Below are 23,841 nucleotides of genomic sequence, written 5' to 3'. Positions count from 1 at the left end.
GACTCCCCGAGACGGTGACCGCCGACTACGCTGCACCCATCCGATGACCGATCACGAAGGAGCCGCGATGCGTGTCGCCCTGTTCCTGACTTGCGTCAACGACACGCTGTATCCGGATACCGGGCGCGCCGTGGTGAAACTGCTGACCAGGATGGGCGTCGAGGTCGACTTCCCGATGGCGCAGACCTGCTGCGGGCAAGCGCACTACAACACCGGGTACCGCCATGAGGCCGAGCCGCTCGCCCGGCATTTCTCCGATGTCTTCGGGGAGTACGAGGCGATCGTGACGCCCTCCGGGTCGTGCGGCGCGATGGTGCGCGAGCTGTATCCGCGCATGGGTGAGCGCGCTCGGGCCGAGGGGCGGGGGGACTCCCTCGCGGCCACGCTGGCGCCCGTGGTGCCCAAGACGTACGAGCTGACCGAGTTCCTCGTGGACGTGCTCGGGGTGACGGACGTCGGGGCCTTCTACCCGCACAAGGTGACCTACCACCCCACCTGCCACGGGCTGCGCAGCCTCGGGCTCGGCGACCGGCCGCTCACGCTGCTCCGGGCCGTCAAGGGGCTGGAGCTGGTCGAGTTGCCGGGTGCGGACGAGTGCTGCGGGTTCGGCGGGACGTTCGCCGTGAAGAACGCCGACGTGTCGGCGGCGATGGGTGCCGACAAGGTCCGCAACGCCGGGTCGACGGGCGCCGAGGTGCTGTGCGCCGCGGACAACTCCTGTCTGATGCACATCGGCGGCACGATGGCGCGGCTGCACACGGACATGCGGCCGGTGCACATCGCGGAGATCCTGGCCGCGACCGAGGACAGCGCGGCAGGCGCCGCGGAAGCCGGCGGCGAGGCCGTCAGGGAAGAGGAGACGGGCGTATGAGCGGCACCTTCGTCGGCATGCCCGCGTTCCCGGCCTTCCCCGTCGCCGCGCACGAGGCGGTCGGCAACCGGACCCTGCGCGGCAATCTGCGCCACGCCACCCACACGATCCGCGCCAAACGGGCCAACGCCGTGGCGGAGCTGTCCGACTGGGACGCGCTGCGCGAGGCCGGCAAGCGGATCAAGGACCACACCCTCCGTCATCTCGACCGGTATCTGGTCCAGTTGGAGGAGTCGGTGACGGCCGCCGGTGGCATCGTGCACTGGGCCGCCGACGCGGAGGAGGCCAACCGGATCGTGACGCGCCTCGTCCAGGAGACGGGCGAGTCGGAGGTCGTGAAGGTCAAGTCGATGGCCACGCAGGAGATCGGGCTCAACGAGGCGCTGGAGGAGGCGGGCATCCGCGCCTACGAGACCGATCTCGCCGAACTCATCGTGCAGTTGGGCAAGGACCGCCCCTCGCACATCCTGGTCCCCGCGATCCACCGCAACCGGGGTGAGATCCGGGAGATCTTCGCCCGCGAGATGAGCGAGTGGGGTCGCCCGGCACCGGACGGCCTGACCGACACGCCCGCGGAACTCGCCGAGGCCGCCCGTCTCCACCTCCGGGAGAAGTTCCTGCGGGCCCGCGTCGGCGTCTCCGGCGCCAACTTCATGGTCGCCGAGACCGGCACGCTCGTCGTCGTCGAGTCCGAGGGCAACGGCCGGATGTGCCTCACCCTGCCCGAGACGCTGATCTCGGTCGTCGGCATCGAGAAGATCGTGCCCACCTGGCAGGACCTGGAGGTGTTCCTCCAGACCCTCCCCCGCTCGTCCACGGCCGAGCGCATGAACCCGTACACCAGCACCTGGACCGGCACCACCGACGGCGACGGACCGCGCACCTTCCACCTGGTGCTGCTCGACAACGGCCGCACCGACACCCTCGCCGACGAGGTCGGCCGCCAGGCCCTGCGCTGCATCCGCTGCTCGGCCTGCCTCAATGTCTGCCCGGTGTACGAACGGGCCGGCGGGCACGCCTACGGCTCGGTCTACCCCGGCCCGATCGGTGCGATCCTCAGCCCTCAACTCCGGGGCACCGCCAGCGAGATCGACGCCTCGCTGCCCTACGCGTCCTCCCTCTGCGGAGCGTGCTACGAGGTGTGTCCGGTCGCCATCGACATCCCCGAGGTGCTGGTGCACCTGCGGGAACGGGTGGTGGAGGGCGGGCCGGTGACCCGCGAGGGCAACAAGGTCGTCCTCCAGCCCGCCAAGGGGCATGCCGCCGAGCGCGCGGCGATGCGGGCGACCCGCTGGACGTTCACCCACCCCGGCGCCCTGCGCACCGGCCAGCGGCTCGCGTCCCGCACCCGCCGCTTCCATCCACGGACCCTGCCGGGTCCCGGCAGGGCCTGGACCGGCACCCGCGAACTGCCCGCCGTGCCCGCGGAGCCGTTCCGCGACTGGTGGCAGCGCACGAACGGCGGAAAGGGCGGGACCAAGTGAGCAGCAGGGAACGGATTCTGGGCCGCGTCGAGCGCGCGCTCGCGGCCGTGCCACGGGACGAGACGCCCTACGAGCAGGCCTTCGAGCGGGGCTATCTGCGCGAGCACGGGAACCGGAGCGTCGAGCGGACGGTGGAGCTGCTCGCCGAGAACCTGGCCGACTACCGGGCGATCGTGCACCGCTGCACGGAGGCCGAACTGCCCGCCGTGATCGCCGGGTTGCTCTCCGCGCGGGGGTCGAGGACGGTCGTCGTACCGCCGGGTCTGGAGTCGTCCTGGCTCGCCGCGGCCGAGGCCGCTCCGGTCGCGGACCGGGCCGAGAGCACCCCGGCCGAGCTGGACCGGGTCGACAGTGTCGTCACGGCGTGCGCGGTGGCCGTCGCCGAGACCGGCACCATCGTCCTGGACGGCGGCCCGGACCAGGGCCGCCGCCGGATCACGCTCGTCCCCGACCATCACATCTGTGTCGTACGGGTGCCGGACCAGGTGGTGTCCTCGGTCCCGCAGGCGCTCCAACGCCTCGACCCGGCCCGCCCGTTGACGTGGATCTCGGGTCCGTCGGCGACCAGTGACATCGAGCTGGACCGGGTCGAGGGGGTGCACGGCCCGCGCACCCTGGAGGTGGTGCTGGTCGGCGGTCAGGCGAGCACGGAGGTCAACTCGTAGCGCCCTGAGGGGAGTCGGTAGGCGGCGGTGCCGTCCGAGAAACCGAGGAACCGCACGCCCGGTGCCTCGGCCAGCGGCCTGCCGCCCTCCTGGACGGTCGACGGGTCGGTGGCGGGGATGCGCAGGGTGGCCGTGGTGTTCGCGGGGACGACGGCCCGGTACGTCAACTGCCCTTCCCGTACCGCCCATTCGCTGACGATCTCGCCGTAGGGCGAGACGTGGGTGCCGCGCGCCCGTGTGATCCGGCCGGTCGGGTCGGGGTGCGGGCGGAGCAGGATGTGCTGGAAGCCGGGGTGTTCGGGGTCCCCGGCGATGCCCGCCATGCTCTCGTACATCCACTCCCCGATCGCGCCGTAGGCGTAGTGGTTGAAGGAGTTCATGTCGACCGGGCCGAAGCCGACGTCCTTGGCGTACGAGTTCCAGCGCTCCCAGACCGTGGTGGCGCCGTTGGCCACCGAGAAGAGCCAGGACGGCATCGCCTTCTGGTGGAGGAGCCGGTAGGCGAGGTCGACGCGGCCCTCGGCGGTGAGGACGGGGGCGAGGACGTTCACGCCGAGGAATCCGACGGAGAGGGTGTCCTCCGGGTGGTCGACGCGGGTGCTGTCGGGGTGCGTCGCCTTGTAGGCGGGGCTGTTGCCGATGTTGTCGGCGAGCAGACCGACGAGTCGGCGGTGCTGGGACTCCGTGTCGTAGAAGCCGAGTTTGAGGATCCAGAGCAGGGCGGTCTGGGTGTCGTCCTCGGTCCGGCCCGCGCTGGTGCCGGGGGTGTACGGCGGCGGCTCGCCGAGGCCGGAGCGGACGGTCAGCCGTCCGGTGAGCGCGTCCGTGACGAGGTACTTGGCGACGAAGGCCTGCTTGATCTCGGTGAACAGCCCCTCGTAGACGGCCGTTTCGGCCGTGCGGCCGGTGGCGCGGGCCATGTCCGCCATGAGGCGGGCGCTGTAGCCGTAGTAGACGTCGCTGATGAGCTGGGTGCTGGTGACCTGGAAGGCGAGCCAGTCGCCGAAGATCGCGCCCTGACCGGCACGGCTGTCGCCGGTGCGGCTCCTGATCCAGTCCAGGTACGTGGTCATCGACGCCCAGCTCCGGTCGACGATCGTGGTGTCGCCGGACATCTGCCACACCGTCCACGGCACGACCACCCCGCAGTCCGCCCAGCCGCCGGCCGGGCGTGCCTGGCCGTAGCGGTGGCCGGGGGCGACCCAGGGGAACTGGGCCTCGTCCGCGCCGTAGGCGCGCTGCGAGTCGATCAGGCTGTCCTGGAAGTGGCTGAGGAAGGGGACGGCGTCGCAGTTGAACAGGCCGGTCCGGGCGAAGAGTTGGGTGTCGCCGGTCCAGCCGAGGCGTTCGTCGCGTTGCGGGCAGTCGGTGGGGATCCAGAGGTAGTTGCCGCGCTGGCCCCAACGGATGTTGCTGAACAGCTGGTTGACGTCGGCGTCGTCGGTGGTGACGGTCCCGGTGTCGTGGAGGGCGGAGGTGGCGACCCTGCCGGTGAGGGCGACCAGGGTGACGGTCTCGGTCGTGGTGACGGAGACGTACCGGAAGCCGTAGAACGTCAGCGAGTCCTGGTGGGTCTCCCCGGCCGGGTCGCCCTTGAGGACGTAGGTGCTGGTGGCCCCGGCCGTGCGCAGGTTGGCCCGGTAGACCGAGCCCGCCGGGCCGTCGGCGCCCGCGCTGTCGTCGTTGAGCATCTCCCCCGGCCGGAAGGCGACTTGGGCGCCGGCCGGGCCGCGCAGGGTGTAGCGGGGCACGCCGACGAGGTTCTGGCCGAGGTCGACGACGGCGGTGTCGCCGGGGTGCAGGGTGACGGAGGCGGTGGCGGCACGCACGGGGTCGGTGACCGTGCGGGCGGGGTCGACGACGATCCGGCCCCTGCCGTTCGCGCTGCCCTCCTGGTCCGACACGCCGGTGCAGACGGTGACGGACTCGGGCCTGCGGTCCCACTCGGGCATCAGGCGGGCGCTCTCGCCGGGGTAGGCGGTCAACCGGGCGTGCGGCAAGGGGTCCTGGGCCTCGACGGGCGACCAGGCCGAGGTGTCGAAGCCGTTCGCCGTCCAGCCCGGGAGTTCCCTGCGGGCGTCGTAGGACTGGCCGTCGTAGAGGTCGTCGGCGCGGTAGGGGCCGGTGTCGGTGGCGCGCCAGTCCTCGCCGGGGGCGGTGACGATCGTCTGGGTGGAGCCGTCGGCGTACCGGACGAGGAGTTTCGCCTTGAGGGCCAGGGAGTTGCCGTCGGCCGAGTAGTAGTGGGTGCTGTTCTCGGAGATGCGGGAGTTGTACCAGCCGTTGCCGAGCACGGCGGCCAGGGTCACCCGGGACGGGTCCGTCAGCAGGGCCGTGACGTCGTAGGTGAAGTAGTTGACGGTGGTGTCGTAGTTGGTCCAGCCCGGGGGCAGGAACTCGTACGTGGTGCCGTCGCCCTGGGGTACGGACACGCGCCGGCCGTTGACGTGGACGTCGTACACGCCGAGCGCGGAGACGTACAGCCGGGCCTCGGTCACCCGCTCGCCCGTCAGCGGCGTCTGGCAGCGCAGGAGGGGTGCGCCGGGGGTGTTCGGGCGCTTGCCCGCCATGCCGATCCAGCGTGCGCCGTCCCAGCCGGTGACACCGTCGGTGCTGAGCAGGCCGGTCTCGAAGCGGGCCGCGGGAGCGGTGGTGGCGCGGCCGTGCTCGTCCCACACCGTCACCGTCCAGTGGTAGCGGGTGGTGGCGTGCAGGTCGGGTCCGCCGTAGCGGACGGCGACCGAGTCCGCCGTGTCGACCCGGCCGCTGTCCCAGACGTCGGGGCGGCCGTGGGTCAGGTGCCGGGACGAGGTGGCGACCGAGATCCGGTACGCCGTCTGGCGGCGGCCCCGCACGGGGGACGCCATGCGCCAGCCGAACCTGGGGTGCGGCACGTCCATGCCGAGGGGGTCGGTGCGGTGTTCCACGGTCAGGCCCGACACCGTGGTGCCGGTCGCGGGGATACCGCCGGCGTCGTCGTCCGCCGGTGCTCCGTCGGCTCCGTCGTTCATGCCGCTGTCCCTTCGGCCCGCCGGGAGATGGAGGTGCTACGGATCATCCCAGGGCCCGCGTGCCCGCGTCACCAGCCGGTGGGACGCCGTGGAAGGGCGGTGCGGGACCGGCGCCGTTAGCGTGAGGACATGATCCGGTTCGAGCAGGTCAGCAAGCGGTATCCGGACGGTACGACGGCCGTGGACGGACTGTCCTTCGAGGTGGGCGAGGGCGAACTCGTCACGCTCGTGGGTCCGTCCGGCTGCGGCAAGACGACGACCATGATGATGGTCAACCGGCTCATCGAGCCCACCTCCGGCCGGATCCTCGTGAACGGCGAGGACATCGCCACGGTCGACCCGGTGCGGCTGCGCCGCCGGATCGGCTACGTCATCCAGCAGGTCGGCCTCTTCCCGCACCGCACGGTCCTCGACAACACGGCGACCGTGCCGTCCCTGGTCGGCTGGAAGCGCGCGAAGGCCCGGGCCCGGGCGGCCGAACTGCTCGATCTGGTGGGCCTGGACCCGAAGACGTACGGCCCGCGCTATCCGGAGCAGTTGTCGGGCGGCCAGCGGCAGCGTGTCGGGGTCGCGCGGGCGCTGGCCGCCGATCCTCCGGTGCTGCTGATGGACGAGCCGTTCGGCGCGGTCGACCCGGTGGTGCGCGAGCAGTTGCAGGACGAGTTCCTGCGGATGCAGGCCGCCGTGCGCAAGACGGTGCTGCTGGTCACGCACGACATCGAGGAGGCGGTACGGCTCGGGGACCGGATCGCCGTGTACGGGCAGGGGCGGATCGAGCAGTACGACACCCCCGGCGCGGTCCTCGGCACCCCGGCGACGCCGTATGTCGCCGAGTTCGTGGGCGCGGACCGGGGTCTGAAGCGGCTGTCGGTCACCGAGATCGAGCCGGACGACCTGGAGCAGCCGCCGGTCGCCCGGGTGGACGAGCCCGCGCAGCGCGCCGCCGAACGGCTGCGGGTGGAGGGCGCGCGCTGGGCGGTGGTCCTCGACGAGCAGGGTGAGCTGCAGGGGTGGGTCAAGGCGGACGAACTCACCGCGGGCGGCACCGTCGGTGCCCTCGCGCACCGGATGAACGCGTGGGTGCCGGTGGGCGCCCCCTTGAAGCAGGCGTTCGGTGTGATGCTCCAGCACGACGCGGGGTGGGTGGCCGTGCTGGACGGGGCGCGCTTCCTGGGCGTGCTGACTCCGGCGAAGCTGCACGAAGCGTTGCGGCGGTCGGTGGACGCGGATGCGCTGGGGGTGCCGCGCGGGGAGGTGGACTTCGATTCGGTGGCGGACGCCTGAGGGGCGCTCCGGCTCAGCTGAAGGTGAGGGGGCAGCCCCGCCGTAGCGCGTGCTGGGCCGCGCGCAGGTAGAGGGCCACGTAGAAGGCGGTGTCCAGGTCCTCGGCCCAGGGGCCGGGGCGGGCGGTCGCCAGCTCCTCCGCCTCGCCCTCCAGGAACCAGAAGGTGAGGGCGAGGTTGCCCGTCGCCTCCGGTGTCTCGGCGGGCAGGTCGACGGCTGCCGCCAGGCGCTCGGCGAGGGCGAGGATCTGGGGCGCGCCCACGATGACCGTCTCGTCCGTGTACGCGGAGCCGACCGGCAGGCGTATCGCCTGGTCGAGGGAGAAGGGCACCAGCACCGACCAGTCGCCGAGCACATCCCTTTCCTCGGGGGTCAGGTGGGCACGGCAGAGCGCGTCGAACCCCTGCATGGACGGGCTCAGCTTCTCCTCGAAGCCCGGGGCCGTGTCCCGTGCGGGCACGGAGGTGTACGGCGGCAGTCCGCGCCGGGCCAGCTCCGCGTCGAGCCCCTTCGCTATCGCTCCCATCCCCCCTTCTCCCGTGTCCTCACCGAACCACTCCTGCGCGTCGACATCGACGAGATAGACACCCATGCCCGAACGGTACAAGCCGCCACTGACAACGGCCCCGCCCTCACTTCAGCAGGCCCTTGTCCTGGAGATAGGTGCGCGCCACGTCCTGTGCCAGCCGCCGCCAGCTGTCGACCTGTTGGTTCATGGACGCGAGGTCGGCCGTCGTGAGGACGTCGTTCAGTTTCCCCAGCGCCTCGGTCACGCCGGTGCTGCCCGCCCGGGAACGGTTGACGACCGGGACGACGTAGTCCGCGTTCTGGAGGTGCTTGTCGTCGGCGAGGACGACCAGGCCGAACTGGTCGAGGGTGGCGTCGGTGGTGGTGGTCAGCACCATCTGGTCCTGGCCGTTCCGCACGGCGTTCTTGGCCTGGGTCGTGCCGACGCCCTTGGGGTCGACGGCGGTGATGTCGATGCCGTAGACCTTCTTCAACCCCGGTTCGCAGTAGGGCCGTTGGACGCACTCGTCGCCCGCCGCGAGCCGGACCTCCAGTCCGGAGGCGCCGAGGTCGCTGAGGGTCCTGAGGTGGTGTTTCGCCGCGTAGGAGCGGGCCACGGCGAAGGCGTTCTGGTCGACGGCCTTCCCCGGGGGGAGGACGGTGAGGCCGCGGGGTGCGGCCAGTCGGCGCAGGGCCTTCATCGTGGCGGCGAGGTCGGGTGAGCCGACGGCCGGTGCGTCCGGGCCGTTGGTCTTGGCGTTGAGCCAGTCGGCGAAGGTGGCCGCGTACTCCGGGACGACGTCGATCTGCCCCGATTCCAGGGCGGGTTCGTAGAGTTCGCGGTTGGCGACGGTCAGCAGGGACGTCGTGTATCCGGCCTGCTTGAGCAGCAGCGCGTACATCTGGGCCAGCAGGTCGCTCTCGGTGAAGCCGGCCGAGCCGATGGTGAGGTGGTGGCTGTCGCCCGGTGGCGCGGTGACGGCGCCCTTGTTCTCCAGGGACGGGCCGGTCGCGCACCCGGTGGCCAGGAGCAGCAGGCCGGCGAGGGCCGCGCGGCGCCTCATCGCGCTCCCCTCGCCCAGCGCGGCGAGAGCCGTTCGGCGACCTCGAAGACGCCCTCGACGAGCAGGGCGAACACCGCGACGAGGACCGCTCCGGCGACCACCTGCGCGGTGTTCGCCAGGTTGAATCCGGCGGTGATGATGCGGCCGAGTCCGCCGCCGCCCGCGAGTGCCGCGATGGTGGCGGTGGCGACGAGCTGGACGGCCGCGATCCGCACGCCGTTCATCAACAGCGGCAGGGAGAGCGGCAGTTCGACGCGGAACAGCATCTGCGGCCCGGTCATCCCCATGCCGCGCGCGGCCCGCACCACGTCGCGGTCGACCTCGCGCATGCCGACGTAGGCGTTGGTGAGCAGGGGCGGTACGGCGAACAGGACGAGGGCGACCACCGTGGGCCCCTCGCCCCACCTGCCGACCGGGGTGAGGAGCAGCAGGACCAGGACGGCGAAGGTGGGCACCGCGCGGCCGATGTTGGAGATGTTCACGGCGAGTGCGCCGCCCTTGCCGAGGTGGCCGAGGACGAGGGCGATCGGCAGCGCGATGACGCAGCTGATGACGAGGCAGACGACCGTGAGGACGAGGTGCTGTGTGAGCCGGTGCCAGATGCCGTCGTCGCCCGACCAGTGGGCGGAGTCGGTGAGCCAGTGCCAGGCGTCGGTGAGGGTGTTCATCCGCGTACCGCCCTCGTCCAGGGGGTGAGCAGGCGCTGGACGAGCAGCAGGAGCACGTCGGCCAGGATCGCGATCACCACGCAGAGCACGGACGCGGTGAGCACCTGTGCCTTGAAGTAGGTGTTCATGCCCGCGTAGATCAGGTTGCCGAGTCCCCCGAAGCCGACGATCGCGCCGACCGTGACGAGTGAGACCGCCGAGACGGTCGCGATGCGCAGGCCGGCCATCGCGGCCGGGAGGGCGAGCGGCAGTTCCACGGTGAGCAGGAGGCGGATCGGGCCGTATCCCATGCCGCGTGCGGCCTGGCGGGTCTCTTCGGGGACGGCGCGCAGGCCCGCGAGGACGTTGCGGACGAGCAGGGTGAGCGAGTAGAGGACGAGTCCGGCGACGACGAGCGTGGCCGAGAGGCCGTAGACGGGCAGGAGCAGCGAGAACATCGCGAGGGACGGAATCGTGTAGAGGATCGTCGTCACCCCGAGGACCGGGCCCGCGGCCCAGCCCCAGCGGCGGGCCGCCACCGCGAGCGGGAGGGCGATGGCGAGGCCGATGAGCACGGAGACCGCGGTCAGCTGCAGATGCTGGACGACCGCGTCGACGAGGATGTGGCGGCGGGTGCTCAGGTACTCGCCGCAGATCCACTCGTTGCGGGCGAGGCAGTCGTCCGGGGGCGCGGTCACAGGTCCATTGCACCGGGTGGACCGGGCCGCGGCGCGTTCTGGTGACCCGTACGGGCGGTCCCCCAGGGATTCCAGCGGGTGCAGAGGGACGCGACGAACGCCGTGGCGGGCGTGAGGAGGACGCGCGCCGGGAAGCCGCTTGTCGTCCGCCGGGGGTGTCGCTGAGTACACCCCGCGATACGGGTTCTGCGCCCAGTGTGGGCAACCGGCCTTCTCCGTAGCGTCGTTGACGAGGCACAGGGCGTGCCGCACGGAGGGTGAGGGCGATGTTCCGCAGCGCACGACGGACACACGACAAGGAACCCGCCGCCGAGGCACTGCGGCTGGTCAGGGTGAGCAGGACCTACGGCCGTGACGACAGCGCGGTGACCGCGCTGGACGGGGTCACGCTGAGCCTGGAGCGCGGCACGTTCACGGCGGTGATGGGTCCCTCGGGGTCCGGCAAGTCGACGCTGCTGCAGTGCGCGGCGGGGCTCGACCGGCCGGACAGCGGGATCGTGATGGTCGACGGCGCGGAGCTGACGGGCGGGACCGAGGCCGAGCTGACCCGGTTCAGGCGCAGTCGGATCGGGTTCGTGTTCCAGCAGTACAACCTGCTGGACACGCTCACCGTCGCGCAGAACACGGTGCTGCCGCTGAAGCTCGCCGGGCGGCGCGTCGACCGTGCGCGGGCCCGGGAGGTGCTGACCTCGGTCGGTCTCGGCGACCGGCTCGGCCACCGCCCCGACCAGCTCTCCGGCGGTCAGCGCCAGCGGGTGGCGATCGCCCGCGCGCTGGTCACCGAGCCCCGGGTGATCTTCGCGGACGAGCCGACCGGCGCCCTGGACACGCGCAGCGCGCGGGGTGTGCTGCTGCTGTTGCGGGAGGCGGTGCGCGTGCACGGCAGGACCGTGGTGATGGTGACGCACGACCCGGTCGCCGCCTCGTACGCCGACTCGGTGGTGTTCCTCGCGGACGGCAGGCTGGCCGGCCGGATGCACGCGCCGACCGTGGACGCGGTCGCCGAGCGGCTGGCGCACCTGGGCGACGACATGACGGCGGGGGTGTGAGCGATGTTCGTCCTGGCGATGCGTTCGATCCGGCAGCGGCCGGGCCGCTTCCTGGCCACCCTGCTGGCCGCCTTCCTCGGCGCGGCGATCATCATGACCTTCAACTCCCTTCAGGACACGGCGAATCGGCACGGCGTCGACCCGGTCAGCGCCGACACCCTGTCCACGTCGGCGAGCGTCGTCGGCGGCTACGGCACCCTGCTGGTCTTCTTCGCCGTCGCGTCGACCCTCACGGTCAACGTCCGCCAGCGCGCACGGGAGTTGGAGACCCTGCGCTGCTCGGGAGCGACGCCGGCTCAGCTCAAGCGCATGGTCGTGGGTGAGGCGGTGGCCGTCGCCCTGCTGGGCGCGCTCCTCGCCGTGGGCCCCGCGATGCTCGGCGGTCGCGCTCTGCTCGGCGCGTTCGAGGACAGCGGCCAGGTGGCCCGGTCCGTCGACTACTCCTTCGGCCCCTTCGCCCTCCAATCCGGCCTGGGCATCACACTGTCGGCGTCGGCGGGCGCCGCGTTCCTGGCCGTACGACGCGCCACCCGCGGGCGACGGCGGCAGGGCCGGGCCCGCACCTTCCTGACCTACGCCGCGCTGATCGCGGGCGGGCTGTCGGTGACGGCAACGTTCGCGTTCTCCGCCACGGACGCGGCACTGATGGCGGCCCCGGCCTACGGCGCGATCCTGCTCTCGGTCGGCCTCGCGCTCCTCGCGCCCCGCCTGCTGAAGACCGTGCTCGGCCACCTCCGACCGGCCGGATCCTCCGGCTGGCTGGCCGTCCGCAACCTCCGCGAACGGACCGACCAGCTCGCCGGAATCCTGATGTCCCTGATCCTCTTCACGGCGGTGTCCACGGCGACGCTGTCCATGCAGGCGGTGGAGAGCGACGCGGTACGCGCTACGGGCCTGACGAAGTCGGTGGACGCGAAGAACCTGGAGACCCTCAACTTCACGGTCGTCGGCATCATCGTCGTCTTCGTCTGCGTGATGCTGGTCAACTCCCTCTACGCGGCGACGACTTACCGCTCCCGGGAGTTCGGCGGCCAGCGCCTGGCAGGCGCGACACCGGGCCAGGTCCTGCGCACGGTGGGCACGGAGACGGCGATCCTCACGCTCACCGGCGTCCTGTCGGGCACGGTGGCCGCGCTGGCCGGGATCATCCCGTTCACGATGGTCCGCACGGACGGGGTGCTCCCGCACCAGGGCCTGGGCATCTGGCTGACGGTGACCGCGGTGGCCGCGACGGTGACCCTGGGCACCAGCCTTCTGACCGCCCGCCGCGTGCTGCGCACCCCGGCGACGGAGGCGGTAGCCCTGGCCGCCTGAGCCCGCCCGGGGGTGTTGTGGGGGGGGGGGGGGCCCCCCGGGCCCCCCCCCCCCCCCGGGGGGGGGGGGGGGGCCCCCCCCCCCCCGGCCCCCCCCACAACACCCCCGTTCTGCACCCCCCTTAGGGGCGCGGGGAACTGCGCGACCAGCCACAACACACCCGCGGCCGACCGACGACAGCCCGACCCCTCAGGCAACCCCCGCCGCGTCCAGCAAGACCCGCACGGTCTCCACGGTCAGCCCGTCGAGGGACTCCAGCCGCGCCCCGGCCCGCGCACTGGCCCCGTCGAAGATCAGCATCAACTGGCGTGCCAGCAGCCCAGGATCACGCGCGCCACCCGCCTCCGCCTGGTCCCGGAACGCCTCCTGGAGCGCCTCCTTCGCCGCCCGGGCGACCTTGCTCGCCGGATGCGCGGGATCCTTCAGCTCGATCATCGTGGCGAGGAAGGGACAGCCCAGATAGCCGGCCTCCGTCGACGACTTCTCCGCCTGCTCGAACACGTACAGGATGCGCTCACGCGGCGTACCGGCGTCGTCCGGCCCGGCGATCAGCCGCGCCGCGTACCCGGGGGCCCGCCGCTCCAGACTCGCGGCGAGCACCTCGTCCTTGCTGTCGAAGAGCTGGTACATCGACCGCTTGGAGACCCCGGCGGACCTGCACAGCGCCTCCACGCCGATGGAGACGCCGTCGCGGTAGAACAACTCGGTCGCGGCGTCGAGCAGCCGATCGCGGGGGGACGCCTTGTCTGTCGTGGCCATACCCCGAGGTTACCGCGCCGGGGACGGAGAGGAAACCGATCGGTGTACACGCTTGCGCGGACCCCCGATCCCGGGTGACAGTAAAGGTGAACAAGCGCTTGGAAAGCTGTCGCGCACCGACGCACCACCCGCGATCCGCCGGAGGCCCCGTGTTCCGTTCCGTCGACGAAGTCGCCGCCCGCCTCGCCGAGACCGGCTATCTGGCCTCGCCGGCGGTCGCCACGACCGTGTTCCTCGCCGACCGCCTCGGCAAGCCGCTCCTCGTCGAGGGCCCGGCCGGCGTCGGCAAGACGGAACTGGCCAAGGCCGTCGCCGAGGTCGCGGGGGCCCGGCTGGTCAGGCTCCAGTGCTACGAGGGCGTCGACGAGTCCCGCGCACTGTACGAGTGGAACCACGCCAAGCAGCTGCTCCGCATCAGCGCGGGCCGCGACGAGAGCTGGGACGAGGCCCGCACCGACATCTTCAGCGAGGAGTTCCTGCTCCCCCGCCCGCTGCTCACGGCGATCCGCGGCGACGACCCCAAGGTCCTGCTGATCGACGAGACCGACAAGGCCGACGTCGAGGTGGAGGGCCTGCTGCTGGAGATCCTCAGCGACTTCCAGGTCACCGTCCCGGAACTGGGCACGGTCACCGCGACCCGCCGGCCCTTCGTGGTCCTCACCTCGAACGCCAGCCGCGAACTCTCGGAGGCCCTGCGCCGCCGCTGCCTGTTCCTCCATATCGGCTTCCCCGACGAGGAGTTGGAGCGCCGGATCGTACGGCTGAAGGTGCCGGGGCTCGGTGCGGCGCTGGCCGAGTCGGTGGTCCGGGTGGTCGGGGCACTGCGCGAGATGGAGCTGCGGAAGGTGCCGTCGGTGGCCGAGACCATCGACTGGGCGCGCACCCTCCTGGCGCTCGGCGCCGACACCCTCGACGAGACGGTCGTACGGGACACCCTCGGCGTCCTCCTCAAGCATCAGGACGACATCCTGCGGGCCGCCGCGAAGCTCGACCTGGACGCCGTGTGACCGCCGCCGGTGTCACCGGGCGGCTGACCGGCCTCGTCGGGGCGCTGCGCGCGCACGGTCTGCGCATCGGCACCGGCGAGACCGTGGACGCCGCACTGGCCATGGAGGCGCTCGGATTCGGCGACCGCGAGCTGCTGCGCGAGGGACTGGCCTCGACCCTGCTGCACGGCGCCGCCCAACGCCCGGTGTTCGACCCGGTCTTCGACCTCTACTTCCCGCACGGCGTCGGCGCGCCGCAGGGCGAGCCGGCCGCCGACCGCGAGGATCTCCGCGACCGGCTGGCGGCGGCCCTCGCCGCCAACGACCGGGCGATGATGGGCCAGTTGGCGGCCGAGGCCGTCGACGGATTCGGCGGCTACGGCAACTCCCCCTCGTCGGACGGCTGGTCGTCGTACCAGACGCTGGACCGACTGCGTCCGCAGACGCTGCTCGCGCGGGTGCGGGCGAGCATCCGGGAGCAGGGTGGACAGTCCGGGTTCGCCGACCGGCTGCTGGACGACGAGATCCGGCAGCGCATCGAGGGGTTCCGGCGCCAGGTCGCCGTGGAGGCGCGGAGGCGGGTGGCCGAGCGGCGCGGGCGGGACGAGATCGCGCGGCGGGCCGTCGCGCCGACCGCCGACCGCGTCGACTTCCTGTTCGCCGGTCGCGCCCAACTGGCCGAACTGCGCAGGGCTGTTCAGCCGCTGGCCCGGAAGCTGGCCACCCGGCTCGCCGCGCGCCGCCGTCGCGCGTCCCGGGGCACGATCGACCTCCGCCGCACTCTGCGCGGCTCGCTGTCCACGGGTGGGGTGCCGATGCGGCCGGTGCTGCGCCGGCGACGGCCGGTCCGGCCCGAACTGGTGCTGCTGTGCGATGTGTCGGGCTCGGTGTCGGGCTTCTCCGACTTCACGATGCTGCTGGTGCAGGCGCTGCACGACCAGTTCAGCAAGGTGCGCGTGTTCGCCTTCGTCAACCGGCTCGACGAGGTGACCCCGCTCCTCGTGCACGGCACGGCCGATCCCGAGGGCCTCGGCACCCGCATCCGCGACGAGGCCACCCTCACCGGCTGGCACGGAAGCAGCGACTACGGCGTCGCGCTGGGCGAGTTCGCCGAGCGGTACGGCGACGCGGTGGGCCCGCGCACGACCGTGTTCGTACTCGGTGACGCCCGTACCAACATGAGCGACCCGAATCTCCCGGCCGTCCGGCAGATCACCCAACGGGCCCGGCGCGTCTACTGGTTGAACCCCGAGCAGCGTTCCCAGTGGGGCACCGGCGACTCGGCCGCACCGCAGTACGCGGAGCTGGTCGAGATGCACGAGTGCCGGAACGTGCGGCAACTGAGCGCACTGGTCGGCCGGTTGCTGCCGATCTGACCACGGCCTGGCTCCGGCTAGGCCGCCAACTGCGGGTACAGGGCCGCCCCTTCGGCCGAGAGGCCGGCCTTGACCTGACGGGTCAGGTCGTCCGCGAGCACCTCGAACGCGCCGGACTCGATGCCGTCGAGAGCCTGTGCGGCCACGCTCTCGGGGGCGGACTTGGGCCCGTCGACGTGTGCGGCCATGTCGGTGTCGACGTAGCCGACATGCAGTCCGGTGACGTCGATGCCGCGCGGCTTCAGGTCCAGGCGCAGGGAGTTGGTCTGCGACCAGAAGGCCGCCTTGGACGCGCTGTAGGAGCCCAGGATGCCGACCCAGGAGAGCACCGAGTGGACGTTGAGGAGGTGTCCGCCGCCGTTGCGCTCGATGATCGGCACGAAGGCGCGGGTGACGAGGAGGGGGCCGTAGAAGTTGGTCTCGAACTCGCGCCGGATGTCCTCGACGGGCGAGTCCAGGAAGTTCGCGTTCACGGACGCGCCCGCGTTGTTGATCAGGATGGTGACGTCCTGCGCCTGCTCGGCCGCCGCCGCGACGGACGCGGGGTCGGTGACCTCCAGCGCCAGCGGCACCGCGTCCGGGTGCGTGACGGTCTTCGGGTCGCGGGCCGTGGCGTACACCTTCTTGGCGCCGCGCTCGTACAGGGCCGAGACCAGCGCCCGGCCGATGCCGCGGCTGCCGCCGGTGACGAGGACTACGGCGCCTTCGATGTTCGTCATGGGAACTCCCGGGATGAGGATGAGGATGAGGAGGGGTGTGAGGCGGAGGAGATCGGAAACCGATCGGTTTCCTCACGTCGACAACAGTAAACCGATCGGTTTCCATCGGCAAGCCCGGGACGCGCGATGATGGCGACATGAGCGACCTGCACAGCACCCCGCACGTGGAACTGGCCACCTTCCCGACCCCCGTCGAACCGGCGCCGAGACTCGCCGCCGCCATCGGGCTCGGTCCGGACGACCTGTGGATCAAGCGCGACGACCTGACCGGCCTCGGAGGCGGCGGCAACAAGATCCGCAAGCTGGAGTGGACCGTGGGCGCGGCCCTCGCCGAGGGCGCCGACACGCTGGTCACGACCGGCGCTCCGCAGAGCAACCACGCCCGTCTGACGGCGGCGGCCGGAGCGCGGCTGGGGCTGGACGTGGTGCTGGTGCTGCGCGGCTCGCCGGGCGCCTCGCGCTCCGGGAACCTCGCCCTCGACGGCCTGTTCGGCGCCCGGATCGCCTGGGCGGGCGAGGTCGACCAGGCCGGACTCGACCGCGCGGCGGCCGGGGTGTGCGAACGGCTGCGCACGGCGGGCGCACGGCCCGCGCCGATCCCGTTCGGCGGTTCCAGCGCACTCGGCGCACGCGGCTACGCGCGCTGCGGCGAGGAGCTGCGCCAGGAACTCCCCGATCTCCGTACGGCCGTCGTCGCGCTCGGCTCGGGCGGCACGATGGCCGGGCTGGTGACCGCGCTCGGGCCGGACGCGGTCCTCGGGGTCGACGTGGGCGCACTGCCCGAACCGGCCCCCGCCGTAAGGGAGTTCGCGGGCCTGCCCCCGTCGGAGGCACTTCGGGTACGACGTGACCAGATCGGCGACGGCTACGGCACCCTCACCGCCGCCACCGCCGAGGCCCTCACCCTCACCGCCCGCACCGCCGGGCTCGTCCTGGACCCGACCTACACCGGACGCGCGATGGCGGGCCTGATCGCGGCCGTCCGGGACGGCGACATCCGGCCCGGCGAACGGACCGTGTTCGTGCACACGGGCGGCCTGCCCGGGCTGTTCGGCCACGCCGACGCGGTGACGTACGCCGAGGGGCAGGTCGTACGGTACGAGGCGTGACGCCAGACGCCTGACGGCGGAGACGGGAACGGGCGTCAGGCGTCAAGTGAGGGAGGGGTGGCGGGCGTCAGGCACGCGCGCACAGCTGCGCGAACCGCTCGCTGTCGATGTTGCCGCCCGAGACGATCATCCCCACCCGGCCCGGGAGTCGGCCCGCCCGCCCGGCGAGGAGCGCGGCCAGCGGGGTCGCGCCGCTGGGCTCGACGACGATCTTCAGCCGCTCGAAGGCGAAGCGCATCGCGTCCTTGATCTCCTCGTCGGTGACCAACGCGATCTCGTCCACCAGCCGTTGGTTGACGGAGAAGGTCAACTCCCCCGGGATGTCGGCCGCTTGGCCGTCGGCGATGGTGCGCGGCACCGGGACGGACACGCGCCGGCCGGCCTCCAGGGACCGCTTGGTGTCGTCCCCGGCCTCCGGCTCCACGCCGATCACGCGGGTACGGGGGTGCAGCCCCTTGACGGCGGTGGCCGTGCCGGAGATCAGTCCGCCGCCGCCCACGGGCACCACGATGGCGTCCAACTCCCCGACTTCCTCGACGAGTTCGAGCGCCGCCGTGCCCTGTCCGGCCATGACGTGCGGGTGCTCGTAGGGCGGGATGAGGGCGAGCCCGCGCTCGGCGGCCAGGGCCTCGCCGATGGCCACCCGGTCGCCGTTGTAGCGGTCGTAGGTGACGACCTCGGCGCCGTATCCCTCGGTGGCGGCCCGCTTCGAGGCCGGGACGTCCTCGGGCATCAGGATCACCGCGGTGGTGCCGAGTTCGCGGGCGGCCAGGGCGACGGCCTGGGCGTGGTTGCCGGACGAGTAGGCGGCGATGCCGCGCGCGAGCTGCTCGGGTGTGAGCCGGGAGGCCGCGTTGTAGGCGCCGCGGAACTTGAAGGCGCCGATCCGCTGGAAGTTTTCGCACTTCAACAGCACCTCAGCGCCGACGAGTTGATCGAGGGTGCGTGAGCGCAGCACCGGTGTGCGGTGGGCGACGCCCTTGATCTGCGCGGCGGCGTCGCGGACGTCGTCGAGGGTGATGGGCGGGGTGCCGGTCGTCACGGGTGTCCTCCAGGGGAGACGGAATCAGAAGCCGTATCGGCTGCGGGTCCGGGTGATGCGGCCGTCGCCGCGCGGGCCTGTGAGAGGTAGCTGTAGGCGGAGGCGCGGGAGATGCCGAGCCGGGCGGCGACCTGCTCGATCGCCCGGCGCACAGCGAAGACCCCGTGCTCGTCGAGACCCCGGAACAGCTCCAGCCGCTGCGCGCGGTCGAGTTGGACCCACGTCCTGTTCCGCCGCAGCTGATGGGCGTCGACGATGGCTTCGACGACGGAGCCGATGTCGTTGCCGAAGGTGGTGGTGGCCGACGTCCGGGCCGCGGCGGCCCCGGCGATCCCGGTGGCCCCGGCTGTCGCCGCGGTACCGGCGATCCCGGTCAACAAGGCCTGCGCCTGCTGCACGGCGGTCACGTCGACGTTGACGCAGAGCGCGCCGAACACCGCACCCGTGGAGTCCCGCAGGACCATCGTGGACGACTTGAGCTGCTGGCCGTTCTTCGTGCGGGTGAGGTAGTTGAGCTCGTCGGCGGCCTCGTCGCCGCGCGCCAGCATCCGCAGCCCGATCTCGCTCATCGCCCCGCCCACGGAGCGCCCGGTGAGAGATCCCGCGACGGCGACGACGGACCGCTCGGGGCGCCGGTAGTCGTGCAGCACCACCTCGCACACCGCGCCGAAGGTCGCCGCGATCCCGTCGACCACGGGCACCAGCGCACCGATGATCGCGTCCCGCTCGGCATCCAGGGCCGGACCGCCGTCCGTCATGTCCCACCCTTCCAGCGTCAGACTGTGTGTCCAGACACTATACATTCAGTCCAACACCGCCCCTGCGCCGCACCGCCCCGCCCTGCACCGCCCGGTCCCCCACCAGCCCTCCCCAGTACCCCTCACCACAGCGCGCACGGGCGTTGTCAGTGGTGGGTGCCAGCATCGGGAACATGACGGATTCCACGGCATTCGACTGGCGGTCCTTCCTGCTCAAGTGGAGCGGGGAATGGGCGGATTCCCTGCCGGACAGCGAGACGCGGAGCGCGGACGACGAGGCCGCCCGACAGGCGCGCTGGCTCGGTCTCCCGCCTGCCTCGGAGGACCGGATAGCGGCCGCGGAGGAGCGTCTCGGCCGGCAATTACCCCCGTCGTACCGGGAGTTCCTGAAGGTCAGCGACGGATGGCGGAACGCGGGCGCGTTCGTGTGGCTGCTGGCGGGCACCGAGGAAGCGCACTGGCACAACAACGAGTCGGGCCTCGCGGACATCTGCTCCGAGCACCTCGACGAGGACTCCAGGCCCGAGGACTGGCGGGAGGCGGACCTGTGGCGGCGCGGGCTCCAGCTCGACGTCGAGTCCGACATCACCCACGTCCTCATGGACCCCGAGGACGTGGACGAGGACGGCGAGTGGGCCGTCTACACCTGGGCGAGCTGGCGAGCCGAGCCGCCCGAGCGGCACGCGAACTTCCTCGCGTTCATGCGGGACATGCACCGGGAGTTCCACAGCCTGGCGGCCCGGGAGACCGACGCGGAGCCGGTGTTCGCCAACGACACGACACGCGAGCTGGACAGCAGGGTGGAGGAGGCCCGGCTCGCGGCGCTGCGCGGCGGCTGGGAGCAGGCCGAGCAGACGCTCGACGAGGCCAAGGGATACGGCAGACCGCGGGCGGCCGGACTGCGGGACCAGATACGCCGGCTGCTCGGGGAGACGTACATGGTGTACTTCGAGGGTCTCGTGACGGATCCGCGGTACGCGCCCGAGCTGCTGCCCGCGCTGGTCGCCGAGCACGCGCAGCATTCGTACCGGGACGACTCCACCCTGAAGTTCCATCTGCGCGGCGCCGACGACGACTTGATGTCCCTGGCCTTCGCGACGCTCGATCAGGTGCGGAACGGCACGTACCGGTACGCACCGGCCGGTCCGTTCGGTGAAGCGGTCGACCGGGCACGGGAGTTGGCGCGGTGGGGCGAGTCCGACAAGGCGTGGCGGACGCTGATGGGCGCGCTGCCCCTGTGGGAACCGCTGGGCCCGGACCACCTGGCTCCGCTGGCGTGGGTGGCCGACCCGCTGCTGGGTCACCTGCTGACCCCGGAGCGCGGGCGCGAGCTGCTGTCCACACCGAGAGCCGGCCAGACAGGCGGGCCGCCGGTCCCGGCGCCCGACCTCGACCCGGGCGACCTGGCCTGGCTCGCGGAACCGGACCGGGGCAACAACCGCACGTCGTACCGGTTCGTCCTGGTGGAGGGCGTGAGCCCGGAGGAGCTGCCGGGCCGTCTCGCGGACGAGGACGAGGACGGGCACGACACCGTGCTGAACGCCCCCATGACCCTCTGGGACGCACGCCACGCGTCGATGGGCCATCAGCGGGAGTTCTCGTCCTACGACGACAAGGCTCTCGTGGCCGTCGGCCGGGCCGGCGCCCGCTGGAGTTTCGCCTTCGACGACCACCCCGCCCCCTTCAACCGCCCGCGCTTCGTCTCCCCGGCCGCGACGGCCGGCGCGGGCACCCGTGCGGTGGTGGTGTGGAGCGGCTTGAGGGCAGGGCCCGGGGAGCCGTTCTTCCATCTCTCGGTGGCCCAGGACGGCGCCGAGCAGTACGCGTTCACGTACGAGGGCGGCGAGATCCGGCGGAGCGGGGAGATACCGGCGGCGCTGGAACCGGACCAGTTCTTCCGTGACACGGAGGACGGATCCGACGCCGAAGCGGAACGACGGCTACTGGAGGCGGTCACCAGGGAGTTCGGTGCGTCCCTGCCACGTCACGCCCTCACGGCCGGACGACTGCACACCTTCACCACCCGCTCCTGGACCCGCCCTCCGGCAAGTGGCGAGACGTACATGACGCTCCGCCTGGACCCGGCTCCCGTACACCCGACGACCGTCGGACGGTCAGGAGCCGATGGACCGGAGAGCGGTCGGTGACCGCACTACTGGGAACGGGACGGCTGGGCGGCGCAGGACGGAGTCGCGCCGGTCCCGTCGTCGCCGTGCCCTGCCGTGCGGTCAAGAGGGTGCCCGACTCGGCCGTCACAGACCGATGATGGACACCCTCCTCAGTCCAGTTCGTCGAGGAACGTCAGCGCGGAGGCGTCCTCCTCGATCAGCGGGGCGAGGGCCGCGTTGAACGGGGCGCCGTAGGGAGCCTTCACATGCGTCCGGAAGGCGTCGTCGTCGCGGTACACCTCGAAGATCCAGAAGGCACGTGGGTCGGATGCCTTGGTGTAGACGTCGAAGGCGAGGTTGCCGTCCTCCTCGCGGACCTTCCGGGCGTAGTCCCCCAGCAGGCGGGCCACGTCGTCCTGCGCCCCTTCGCGAGCGGTGAATTCGGCGTACAGGGTCTTCTTCACGATGGTGTCGAGTCCTCGCGTGGTGTGGGCGTGCGCGTGGGCGTGGGCATGGAGGGGGTTGAACGGCGTCGGTACTGCGCCTCCACGTGCCGTCAGCCGGTCTCCGCGACCAGCTTCTTCGCGCCCGTCATGATGGCGACCGCGTCTTCCATGGAGTGGGACTTCGGGGTGATGACCCCGGCGCAGCCGCCGAGCCGCTGGATGTGGATGCGGTCGGCCACGTCGAAGACGTTGGGCATGTTGTGGCTGATCAGGATGACGCCGAGGCCCTGGTCGCGCAGGTCGCGGACGAGCTTGAGCACCTGACCGGTCTCCCGGACGCCGAGGGCGGCGGTGGGCTCGTCGAGGATGACGACCCGGCCGCCGAAGGCACCCGCGCGGGCGACGGCCACGGACTGGCGCTGGCCTCCGGAGAGGGTCTCCACCGCCTGGTTGATGTTCTGCAGGGTGCTGATGCCGAGCCGTTTGATGTGGTCGGACGCCTGCTTCTTCATCTCGCCGGTGTCGAGCATCCGGAACACCGAGCCGAGCACGCCCTTGCGGCGGATCTCGCGGGCGAGGAACAGGTTGCTGGCGATGTCCAGCGCCGGGGCGACGGCGAGGGTCTGGTAGACGGTCTCGATGCCGGACTCGCGGGCGTCCTGAGGCCGCTTGAAGGCGACCTCCTTCCCGTCGACGAGGATGCTGCCCCGGTCCGGGACGAGGGCGCCGGACAGGCACTTGATCAGGGTCGACTTGCCGGCGCCGTTGTCCCCGATGACGGCGAGGACCTCGCCGGCGTGGAGCGTGAGGTCGACGTCGTCGAGGCCGACGACCCTGCCGAACACCTTGACCAGGCCCTTGGCCTGAAGGACGGGGGTGGCGGTGGCGGTCGTCACGACTTCACGCTCCGGATCCACTGGTCGACGGAGACGGCCGCGATCACCAGGATGCCGACCGCGAGGACTTGGTAGTTGGGGTCGATGCCGGCCAGCGCGAGGCCGTTGACGAAGACCTGGACGATGAGAGCGCCGATCAGCGAGCCGATCACCACGCCGCGTCCGCCGAAGAGGCTGGTGCCGCCGATGACCACGGCGGTGATGGACTGGAGGTTGGCGTTGAGACCGCTGTTGGGGTCCCCGCCGCCGACCCGGCCGACCAGGATCCAGGCGCCCACGGCGATGGCGAAACCGCCGACCATGTAGGCGCTCAGCAGGACCCGGTTGACGGAGATGCCGGCCAGCCGGGCGGCCTCGATGTCGTCGCCGACGGCGTACAGGTGGCGGCCCCAGGCGGTGTAGCGCAGCGCGTAGCCGATCACCACGTACAGGCCGATCATGAGCAGGACACCGGTGGTCAGGTTGAGTTGGCCGATGGAGATCGTGTCGGCGCTCCACATGAGGATGTTGCCCGGTTCCAGGGAGACGGTCTGGCCCTTGGCGTAGATCAGGGTGATCGCGGTGAACACGCTGAGGGTGCCCAGGGTGACGATGAACGGGGGCAGCTTGATCTTGGTGACCAGCAGTCCGTTGACCACCTGCGCGGCGATGGCGACGACCGCTCCGGCGAGCAGGGCCAGCACGCCCGGCAGGTGGTTGTCCGCGACGAGTTTCGACATCAGCAGCGAGGAGAGCACCATGACCGCGCCGATGGACAGGTCGATGCCGGCAGTGAGGATGATGACGGTCTGGCCGACGGCGAGCGAGCCGACGACAGCCACCTGCTGGGCGACGAGCGACAGGTTCTGGAGGGCGTAGAAGCGCTCGTTGACCAGGGAGAACACGATCGCGGCGAGCACCAGGACGATCGCCGGGCTGAGCGCCGGCTGACGGTGCAGCACCGCGTGTATGCGCTGGGCCGGTGTGGCGGGCCGGTTGAGGAACTCCTCCGCCGGTGCCGGTGTGGCCTTGCTGTCCACGTGGGTGGTCACAGGGGATCCTTCCGGTT

At 71.8% G+C, this 23,841-nt stretch carries 22 protein-coding genes; 10 read left to right on the top strand and 12 right to left on the bottom strand.

The window, feature by feature from the left end:
- Positions 1-67 precede the first annotated feature (67 nt).
- The 3 genes from ACIPTO_RS32855 to ACIPTO_RS32845 are packed head-to-tail and all read left to right on the top strand — an operon-like array spanning position 68 to position 3,020.
- Positions 68-871 carry a (Fe-S)-binding protein gene (locus tag ACIPTO_RS32855; protein WP_401198412.1) on the top strand — a complete coding sequence of 268 codons (804 nt, stop codon included), beginning with the start codon at positions 68-70 and terminating at the stop codon, positions 869-871.
- Complete coding sequence (locus ACIPTO_RS32850) at positions 868-2,355, top strand: LutB/LldF family L-lactate oxidation iron-sulfur protein (protein ID WP_366324141.1); 1,488 nt, start codon at positions 868-870, stop codon at positions 2,353-2,355. Before ACIPTO_RS32855 ends, ACIPTO_RS32850 begins: the two co-directional genes overlap by 4 nt.
- Positions 2,352-3,020, top strand: a complete 669-nt coding sequence (locus tag ACIPTO_RS32845) for a lactate utilization protein C (RefSeq protein ID WP_401198209.1) — start codon at positions 2,352-2,354, stop codon at positions 3,018-3,020. The genes ACIPTO_RS32850 and ACIPTO_RS32845 overlap by 4 nt, the downstream gene beginning before the upstream one ends.
- Here ACIPTO_RS32845 and ACIPTO_RS32840 read toward each other — a convergent pair.
- Positions 2,993-6,031 (bottom strand): family 78 glycoside hydrolase catalytic domain, encoded by a 3,039-nt coding sequence (locus ACIPTO_RS32840; RefSeq protein WP_401198207.1) that lies wholly within the window; start codon positions 6,029-6,031, stop codon positions 2,993-2,995. The genes ACIPTO_RS32845 and ACIPTO_RS32840 overlap by 28 nt on opposite strands.
- Positions 6,032-6,160: 129 nt before the next feature.
- Here ACIPTO_RS32840 and ACIPTO_RS32835 point away from each other — a divergent pair, with 129 nt between their 5' ends.
- A complete protein-coding gene (locus tag ACIPTO_RS32835) occupies positions 6,161-7,315 on the top strand; it encodes a betaine/proline/choline family ABC transporter ATP-binding protein (RefSeq protein ID WP_366324135.1) in 1,155 nt (384 codons plus the stop codon).
- 13 nt (positions 7,316-7,328) lie between these two features.
- On the opposite strand, the gene ACIPTO_RS32830 is transcribed toward ACIPTO_RS32835, so the two are convergent.
- From ACIPTO_RS32830 to ACIPTO_RS32815, 4 genes are read right to left on the bottom strand one after another with little or no spacing between them, the layout of a single operon-like run.
- On the bottom strand, positions 7,329-7,907 hold the full coding sequence (locus ACIPTO_RS32830; RefSeq protein WP_401198204.1) for a hypothetical protein: 579 nt from the start codon (positions 7,905-7,907) through the stop codon (positions 7,329-7,331).
- A gap of 40 nt (positions 7,908-7,947) precedes the next feature.
- The gene (locus ACIPTO_RS32825; RefSeq protein ID WP_401198201.1) at positions 7,948-8,886 is read right to left on the bottom strand and encodes an ABC transporter substrate-binding protein; all 939 of its coding nucleotides are present in this window, start codon (positions 8,884-8,886) and stop codon (positions 7,948-7,950) included.
- The gene (locus ACIPTO_RS32820; RefSeq protein WP_401198199.1) at positions 8,883-9,554 is read right to left on the bottom strand and encodes an ABC transporter permease; all 672 of its coding nucleotides are present in this window, start codon (positions 9,552-9,554) and stop codon (positions 8,883-8,885) included. Before ACIPTO_RS32820 ends, ACIPTO_RS32825 begins: the two co-directional genes overlap by 4 nt.
- Positions 9,551-10,231 (bottom strand): ABC transporter permease, encoded by a 681-nt coding sequence (locus tag ACIPTO_RS32815; protein ID WP_401198197.1) that lies wholly within the window; start codon positions 10,229-10,231, stop codon positions 9,551-9,553. Before ACIPTO_RS32815 ends, ACIPTO_RS32820 begins: the two co-directional genes overlap by 4 nt.
- Before the next feature lie 266 nt (positions 10,232-10,497).
- Between ACIPTO_RS32815 and ACIPTO_RS32810 the strand changes: the two genes are divergently transcribed.
- The gene (locus ACIPTO_RS32810; protein ID WP_401198195.1) at positions 10,498-11,280 is read left to right on the top strand and encodes an ABC transporter ATP-binding protein; all 783 of its coding nucleotides are present in this window, start codon (positions 10,498-10,500) and stop codon (positions 11,278-11,280) included.
- A gap of 3 nt (positions 11,281-11,283) precedes the next feature.
- On the top strand, positions 11,284-12,594 hold the full coding sequence (locus ACIPTO_RS32805) for an FtsX-like permease family protein (protein WP_401198192.1): 1,311 nt from the start codon (positions 11,284-11,286) through the stop codon (positions 12,592-12,594).
- 189 nt (positions 12,595-12,783) lie between these two features.
- Here ACIPTO_RS32805 and ACIPTO_RS32800 read toward each other — a convergent pair whose 3' ends face one another.
- The gene (locus tag ACIPTO_RS32800; RefSeq protein ID WP_401198189.1) at positions 12,784-13,353 is read right to left on the bottom strand and encodes a TetR/AcrR family transcriptional regulator; all 570 of its coding nucleotides are present in this window, start codon (positions 13,351-13,353) and stop codon (positions 12,784-12,786) included.
- 149 nt (positions 13,354-13,502) lie between these two features.
- Between ACIPTO_RS32800 and ACIPTO_RS32795 the strand changes: the two genes are divergently transcribed.
- Both ACIPTO_RS32795 and ACIPTO_RS32790 read left to right on the top strand, forming a co-directional pair.
- Positions 13,503-14,360 (top strand): MoxR family ATPase, encoded by an 858-nt coding sequence (locus tag ACIPTO_RS32795; RefSeq protein WP_366324119.1) that lies wholly within the window; start codon positions 13,503-13,505, stop codon positions 14,358-14,360.
- Positions 14,357-15,715 carry a VWA domain-containing protein gene (locus tag ACIPTO_RS32790; protein WP_401198186.1) on the top strand — a complete coding sequence of 453 codons (1,359 nt, stop codon included), beginning with the start codon at positions 14,357-14,359 and terminating at the stop codon, positions 15,713-15,715. The genes ACIPTO_RS32795 and ACIPTO_RS32790 overlap by 4 nt, the downstream gene beginning before the upstream one ends.
- Positions 15,716-15,732: 17 nt before the next feature.
- On the opposite strand, the gene ACIPTO_RS32785 is transcribed toward ACIPTO_RS32790, so the two are convergent.
- On the bottom strand, positions 15,733-16,434 hold the full coding sequence (locus ACIPTO_RS32785) for an SDR family oxidoreductase (protein WP_401198183.1): 702 nt from the start codon (positions 16,432-16,434) through the stop codon (positions 15,733-15,735).
- 137 nt (positions 16,435-16,571) lie between these two features.
- On the opposite strand from ACIPTO_RS32785, the gene ACIPTO_RS32780 reads away from it, so the two are divergent.
- The gene (locus ACIPTO_RS32780; RefSeq protein WP_401198182.1) at positions 16,572-17,543 is read left to right on the top strand and encodes a D-cysteine desulfhydrase family protein; all 972 of its coding nucleotides are present in this window, start codon (positions 16,572-16,574) and stop codon (positions 17,541-17,543) included.
- A 67-nt stretch (positions 17,544-17,610) separates the two neighbouring features.
- Here the strand turns inward: ACIPTO_RS32780 and ACIPTO_RS32775 are convergent, their stop codons facing one another.
- Both ACIPTO_RS32775 and ACIPTO_RS32770 read right to left on the bottom strand, forming a co-directional pair.
- The gene (locus tag ACIPTO_RS32775; RefSeq protein WP_401198180.1) at positions 17,611-18,585 is read right to left on the bottom strand and encodes a pyridoxal-phosphate dependent enzyme; all 975 of its coding nucleotides are present in this window, start codon (positions 18,583-18,585) and stop codon (positions 17,611-17,613) included.
- A complete protein-coding gene (locus ACIPTO_RS32770) occupies positions 18,582-19,343 on the bottom strand; it encodes a transcriptional regulator (RefSeq protein ID WP_401198177.1) in 762 nt (253 codons plus the stop codon). Before ACIPTO_RS32770 ends, ACIPTO_RS32775 begins: the two co-directional genes overlap by 4 nt.
- A 173-nt stretch (positions 19,344-19,516) precedes the next feature.
- Here ACIPTO_RS32770 and ACIPTO_RS32765 point away from each other — a divergent pair, with 173 nt between their 5' ends.
- Positions 19,517-21,490, top strand: a complete 1,974-nt coding sequence (locus ACIPTO_RS32765) for an SMI1/KNR4 family protein (protein WP_401198175.1) — start codon at positions 19,517-19,519, stop codon at positions 21,488-21,490.
- A 131-nt stretch (positions 21,491-21,621) separates the two neighbouring features.
- Here the strand turns inward: ACIPTO_RS32765 and ACIPTO_RS32760 are convergent, their stop codons facing one another.
- From ACIPTO_RS32760 to ACIPTO_RS32750, 3 genes are all read right to left on the bottom strand, one after another.
- On the bottom strand, positions 21,622-21,915 hold the full coding sequence (locus ACIPTO_RS32760; protein ID WP_366324105.1) for an antibiotic biosynthesis monooxygenase family protein: 294 nt from the start codon (positions 21,913-21,915) through the stop codon (positions 21,622-21,624).
- A gap of 92 nt (positions 21,916-22,007) precedes the next feature.
- Complete coding sequence (locus tag ACIPTO_RS32755; RefSeq protein WP_366324103.1) at positions 22,008-22,793, bottom strand: ATP-binding cassette domain-containing protein; 786 nt, start codon at positions 22,791-22,793, stop codon at positions 22,008-22,010.
- Positions 22,790-23,824 carry an ABC transporter permease gene (locus ACIPTO_RS32750; protein WP_366324101.1) on the bottom strand — a complete coding sequence of 345 codons (1,035 nt, stop codon included), beginning with the start codon at positions 23,822-23,824 and terminating at the stop codon, positions 22,790-22,792. The genes ACIPTO_RS32755 and ACIPTO_RS32750 overlap by 4 nt, the downstream gene beginning before the upstream one ends.
- Positions 23,825-23,841: the final 17 nt, after the last annotated feature.

The sequence above is a fragment of the Streptomyces sp. NPDC090083 genome (genome assembly GCF_044747445.1).
GTDB lineage: Bacteria > Actinomycetota > Actinomycetes > Streptomycetales > Streptomycetaceae > Streptomyces.
Note: the sequence above shows the minus strand (reverse complement) of the source record. Positions and strands in the feature narration are given on the sequence as shown.